This is a genomic window from Mesorhizobium sp. M2C.T.Ca.TU.002.02.1.1, assembly GCF_003997225.1.
In genome coordinates this window covers 1-5,872 of record NZ_RZTO01000364.1, presented here as the reverse complement: position 1 = coordinate 5,872, position 5,872 = coordinate 1, and the positions used below count along the sequence as shown (strand labels likewise).

6 protein-coding genes are annotated in these 5,872 nt (G+C 64.4%); 1 reads left to right on the top strand and 5 read right to left on the bottom strand.

The window, feature by feature from the left end; all coding sequences use genetic code 11:
- The coding region (locus EOD07_RS19340; protein WP_164772359.1) for a thiamine pyrophosphate-binding protein at positions 1-1,371 on the top strand (1,371 nt) is incomplete at its 5' end.
- Positions 1,372-1,416: 45 nt separating this feature from the next.
- Here the strand turns inward: EOD07_RS19340 and EOD07_RS19335 are convergent.
- From EOD07_RS19335 to EOD07_RS19315, 5 genes are all read right to left on the bottom strand, one after another.
- On the bottom strand, positions 1,417-1,857 hold the full coding sequence (locus tag EOD07_RS19335; protein WP_073985285.1) for a CHRD domain-containing protein: 441 nt from the start codon (positions 1,855-1,857) through the stop codon (positions 1,417-1,419).
- 168 nt (positions 1,858-2,025) lie between these two features.
- Positions 2,026-2,997 carry an ABC transporter substrate-binding protein gene (locus EOD07_RS19330; protein ID WP_040988070.1) on the bottom strand — a complete coding sequence of 324 codons (972 nt, stop codon included), beginning with the start codon at positions 2,995-2,997 and terminating at the stop codon, positions 2,026-2,028.
- A 39-nt stretch (positions 2,998-3,036) separates the two neighbouring features.
- Entirely contained in the window at positions 3,037-4,191 is a 1,155-nt protein-coding gene (locus EOD07_RS19325; RefSeq protein ID WP_127236607.1) for an ABC transporter permease, read from the bottom strand.
- Positions 4,188-5,066 carry an ABC transporter permease gene (locus EOD07_RS19320; RefSeq protein ID WP_127236606.1) on the bottom strand — a complete coding sequence of 293 codons (879 nt, stop codon included), beginning with the start codon at positions 5,064-5,066 and terminating at the stop codon, positions 4,188-4,190. The genes EOD07_RS19325 and EOD07_RS19320 overlap by 4 nt, the downstream gene beginning before the upstream one ends.
- A gap of 352 nt (positions 5,067-5,418) precedes the next feature.
- A partial coding sequence (locus EOD07_RS19315; RefSeq protein ID WP_164772358.1) for an ABC transporter ATP-binding protein occupies positions 5,419-5,872 on the bottom strand: 454 nt, incomplete at its 5' end.

Here is a 5,872-nt window from a genome sequence, read left to right as displayed (position 1 = left end):
ATCCTGTTCATCGGCCAGGTCGCCAGCCATGCCAAGGAGCGCGAAGCCTTCCAGGAGGTCGACTACAAGCGCTTCTTCAGCGACATCGCAAAATGGGTGGTCGAGATCGACGATGCCGCGCGCATCCCCGAATTCGTCACCCGCGCCTTTGCAGTCGCGACCTCGGGCCGTCCCGGCCCGGTCGTCATCTCGCTGCCGGAAGACATGCTGACCAGCGAGGTCGAGGCGCCGCAAGCGCTGCCGCACACACCGGTCGAGACACGTCCGGGCGAAGCCGAGCTCGATGCTCTGCAGATGCTGCTCGCCAATGCAAAGCGTCCCTTCGTCATTCTCGGCGGCACGCGCTGGAACGAGGAAGCCGTGGCGCATATGCGCACGATCGCCGAGGCATGGTCGCTGCCGGTCGGCTGCTCCTTCCGCCGCCAGATGCTGTTCGACCATCTGCATCCGAGCTACGCTGGCGATGTCGGCATCGGCATCAATCCGAAGCTGGCGGAGCGGATCAAGCAGGCCGACGTGGTGCTTTTGATCGGCGGCCGTCTGGGCGAGATGCCGTCCTCGGACTACACGCTGCTGAAGAGCCCTTATCCCGACCAGGCGCTGGTGCATGTCCATGCCGATGCCGGCGAGCTCGGCCGCGTCTACCGGCCGACGATAGCCATCAACGCCTCACCCGCCGCTTTCGTCGAGGCCTTCGCCAAACGCAAGCCCGCCGCCAAGCCTGCCTGGGCGGCTGACATCGAAAAGGCACATACCGCCTATCTCGAATGGTCGACGCCGCCGCAGACCGGCCCTGGCCCGGTGCAGATGGGTCCGATCATCGAGCATCTCGGAAGAATCCTGCCGGAAGACGCCATCCTCACCAACGGTGCCGGCAACTACGCCACCTGGGTGCATCGCTTCTACCGCAACCGCCGCTTCGGCACCCAGGCCGCGCCCACATCCGGCTCGATGGGCTACGGCACGCCGGCCGCGGTTGCGGCCAAATCACTGTTCCCGGACCGCACCGTGGTGGCCTTCGCCGGCGACGGCTGCTTCCTGATGAACGGCCAGGAGTTCGCGACGGCCGTCCAATATGACCTGCCGATCGTCGTGATCGTCGTCAACAACGGCATTTACGGCACGATCCGCATGCATCAGGAGCGGGAATATCCGAGCCGCGTCGTCGCCACCGAGCTCAGGAACCCGGACTTCGCGGCGCTGGCCCGCGCCTATGGCGGCCATGGCGAGACGGTGGAAAAAACCGCCGACTTCGCGCCGGCCTTCGAACGCGCGCGCGCCAGCGGCAAGCCGGCGATCGTCGAGATCAAGCTCGATCCCGAAGCGATCACGCCGACCCGCACGCTGACGCAGATACGCAATAAGGCCTGAGCGCCGGCCCGCCGACTTCCGAATGGATCGCGATTCTGCCGGGCGCTACATCGCTCCGCCTGACTTCTCGATCTGCCCGCGAATCTCGCCGTCCTTGTTCTTGGCGGTATGGACGTTGACGTAGTATTTGCCGGCCTCCAGGTCGGCCGCTTGCGCGTCCGTCAGCGTCGCCGATCCCTTGATCGGGCTTTTCAGCTTCTTGAACGGGATGACCGGATCCGCATTCGCGCCCATATCCGCCGGCCCGTGGATGTGGGCGGCCACGGCAGGCCCGCTGAGGCCGGAATATTTGACGTTCCAGCTGAGCTTCTTGCTGGTGGTGTCGAAGGTGAGTGTCGCTGTGCCCTTGCCCTTGGTGGTGACGGGCGGGCTCTGCTGGCTGCCGTCGAGCGTCGCCTTGAACTTCATCGTCTCGGCCATGGCCGGCGATGCGATGAGGAAAGCAGTGGAAACGGCTAAAGCCGAAAGCATCGGCAGGATGCGCATGAAGGACCTCCGTTGATTGCGGCATCCTTCGCGGCTCCCCGGCGTGCGGATGCGCCCATTCAACGGCCGGGCGGCCGGATGTATCCCTGTGCGCACGATTATTTTACCTCGACCAACGAAAAGGGGCGGTCGCCCGCCCCTTTCCACCTTCCGCGTTGAGAGCGGAGCTTACTTGATCGCCTTGTCGGTGATCGCGGTCGTGTAGGCGCCGCTCGCCTCCTTGCTGATGATCTTCTGGTCGAGCAGCGCCTTGGCGGTGCGCTCGTAGGCGGCCGGGATCAGCTTGCCGTCGGCATTGTCGATCAGCTTGGCCACTTCCTTCATCATGAACTTCTGGTGGTTCTCGTCCTGGCCGCCGGCGTCGACGACGATTTCGGCCGCCTCGTCGGTGTTCTCGGTGGCGTATTTCCAGCCCTTCATCGAGGCGCGCACGAAGCGCACCATCTTGTCCTCGAAGGCCGGGTCCTTGAGCTTGTCCTCGAGCGTGTAGAGCCCGTCCTCCAGAAGGTCGTTGCCCATGGCCGAGTAGTTGAACACGACAAGGTCTTCCGGCTTGTAGCCGGCGTCTAGAACTTGGCCGTATTCGTTATAGGTCATGACCGAGATGCAGTCGGCCTGCTTCTGGATCAGCGGCTGCACGTCGAAGCTCTGCTTGAGCACCGTCACGCCGTCCGGGCCGCCATCGGTCTTGAGACCGATCTTGTTCATCCAGGCGTAGAACGGATATTCGTTGCCGAAGAACCAGACGCCGAGCGTATGGCCCTTGAAGTCGGCTTCCGTCTTGATCGGGCCGGCCTTGGGGCAGACCAGTTCCATGCCCGCCTTCTTGAACGGCTGGGCGATGTTGACGAGCATAACGCCCTTGTCGCGGGCCGCGAGCGCGCCGCCCATCCAGTCGACGATGACGTCGGCGCCGCCGCCGGCGATCACCTGTTCCGGTGCGATATCCGGGCCGCCCGGCTTGATGTCGACGTCGAGGCCTTCGGCGTCATAGAAGCCCTTGGCCTTGGCGACATAATAGCCGGCGAACTGGGCCTGCGTGACCCATTTCAGCTGCAGCGTCACCTTGTCGGCGGCCATCGCCTGGAAGGCGGCCAGCGACATGGCGCCGGCCAAAGCAGAAATCAGCAGTCTTTTCATGTTGTTACCCTCTGAAGTTAGCACCCAAACCCACCGCCCCTATCCACCTCGGACAGAGGGATGCCAAAACGTGACGGCTCTCTCGATGAGAGCGACCACGCCATAAAAGACCGAACCCGCAAGGGCTGCAACTGCGATTTCGGCCCACACCATGTCGATGTTCATCCGCCCGACTTCCGTCGAAATGCGGAATCCCATGCCGACCACGGGCGTGCCGAAGAACTCCGCGACGATGGCGCCGATCAGCGCCAGCGTCGAGTTGATCTTCAGCGCGTTGAAGATGAACGGCATTGCCGCCGGAAGCCTGAGCTTCAGCAAGGTCGGCCAATAGCCCGACGCATAGGTGCGCATCAAATCGCGCTCCATATGCCCGGATGCGGCGAGCCCCGCGACCGTGTTCACCAGCATCGGGAAGAAGGTCATGATGATGACGACTGCGGCCTTGGACGGCCAGTCGAAGCCGAACCACATGACCATGATGGGCGCCACGCCGATGATCGGCAGCGCCGAGACCATGTTGCCGATCGGCAGCAGACCGCGCCGCAGGAACGGCACGCGGTCGGCGAGGATGGCGACGGCAAAGCCGGCGAGATTGCCGACGATGTAGCCGATGAGCACCGCCTTGAAGATCGTCTGCCGCACATCGGACCCCAGGATCGGCAGCGAGTTGGCGATACGCGCGCCGATGGCGCTCGGCGGCGGCAGAAGGATGAAGGGGATGCCGGCGCCGCGCGTTACCGCTTCCCAGATGATCAGGATCCAGGCCCCGAAGATCGCCGGGATGATCAGGCGCAATGCGTTCCTTGAGACGCTTTCGCTCGGACGTAACGAGGCGAGCAAGGCAACGCAGCGCCAGGCAAGCAGCCAGGCAGCGGCGAGCAGCAGGAAATATGGCGCCAGTGCCGTACCCTCGAAACCGGCTATACCCTTGATCAGGAGCCAGGCGGCGGCATGGGCGCCAACGAACAGCACGATGGCCTCGACCATCGGCGTCAGCTTTGTGGCCGACACCAGTGCCGCGAGGAGCAGCAGCCCGATGATCAGCCCCTTGGCGCCCATATAGGGATAGGCCATCGTCGCGGCCGGCTCTGCCAGCGCGGCGGCTTCCGGCTTCGTCATTGCGCCGAGCGCGAAGGCGATGAGGCAAAGTAGGATTGCCAGCACCGATTGCCAGGATGGCTTCAGCCAGGTCATGCCGGCCTCCCGCCCATGGCGCGGTCGACGAGGCGTCCGGCGATGCCGACGACCATCACCAGCAGCGCCGCGACGATCGAGCCTGCGACCAAAGCCGACCAGATATCGATCGTCTGGCTGTAATAGGCGCCCGCAAGCAATTTTGCCCCAATGCCGGCGACCGCTCCTGTCGGCAGTTCGCCGACGATGGCGCCGACAAGGCTCGCCGCCACCGCCACCTTCATCGAGGTGAACAGGAACGGCACCGAGGCCGGCACGCGCAATTTCCAGAAGGTCTGCGAAGCGCTGGTATTGTAGGTATGCATCAAATCGAGATGCATGAGCTCGGGCGAGCGCAGGCCCTTCACCATGCCGACGGCGACGGGGAAGAACGACAGATAGGTCGAGATCAGCGCCTTGGGGATCAGGCCGGTGATGCCGACCGCCGCCAGCACCACGATGATCATCGGCGCCACCGCCAGGATGGGAATGGTCTGCGAGGCGATGATCCAAGGCATCAGGCTGCGGTCGAGCGTCGCCACATGCACGATGCCCACCGCAATGACGATGCCGAGCGCGGTGCCGAAGGCGAAGCCGAGCAGCGTCGAGGACAATGTCACCCAGGCGTTGTAGACCAGGCTGCGGTTCGAGGTGATGGACCGCAGGAAAGTGTTTTCGAAGAAATTCACCGCCACCTGATGCGGCGCCGGCAGCGTCGGCTTCGGCTGCGACAGCGTCTTGCCGATGAACTCGACCGCGCCGGGCGTCTCATTGCCGCGCTGATCGAGATCGCGCTGGAACGGCGCGTTGAGGATGACGGCGAAGGCGTACCAGAGCACCACCACGCCGGCGAGGATGGCGGTGACGGGGATGATTTTCGAGCGGAAGGAGTCCATCTAGCGCGGCTCCCCTCCTCTCCCCACCGGGGAGAGGGTGGCCGGAGCGAAGCGAAGGCCGGGCAGCTTGGACTGACGTGCCGTGGCGTACCCGCTCTTCGTCATCCTAGGGCGGAGCAAGGAGCGAAGCGACGCGGCGCAGACCCTAGGATCCATGCCGTTACCTAGATGCCCCACAGCGGTGCAGAATATGACTGGCTGCGCCGCGCCCTGGCTGTTACGCATTCTGGACCGCTTACGCCCTTCGACCAACATCACGGCATGGATCCTAGGGTCTGCGCTCCGCTTCGCGTCGCTCCGCCCTAGGATGACGAAGGCGTGGGGGCCTCGTCTGCACTCATTCGCCCTCCCCTCAATCATCATAGCTGTGCCCCGCCCTCAACCCATCCCGCACGCGCGCGGCGATCGCCAAAAACTCCGGCGTCTCGCGGATGTCGAGCGGGCGCTTCCGCGGCAGCGTCGATTCGATGATGTCGGTGACGCGGCCGGGCCGCGGCGACATCACCACGATGCGGGTCGACAGATAGACAGCCTCCGGGATCGAATGGGTGACGAAGCAGATCGTCTTGTTGGTGCGGTCCCAGAGCTCGAGGAGCTGCTCGTTCAGATGGTCCCGCACGATCTCGTCGAGCGCGCCGAACGGCTCGTCCATCAGGAGCAGGTCCGCATCGAAGGCCAAGGCGCGCGCGATCGAGGCGCGCTGCTGCATGCCGCCGGAAAGCTGCCAGGGATATTTCTTCTCGAAGCCCGAGAGGTTGACGAGCGCCAGCGTGCGCTTGATGCGCTCCGCCTGCTCGGCCTGGCTC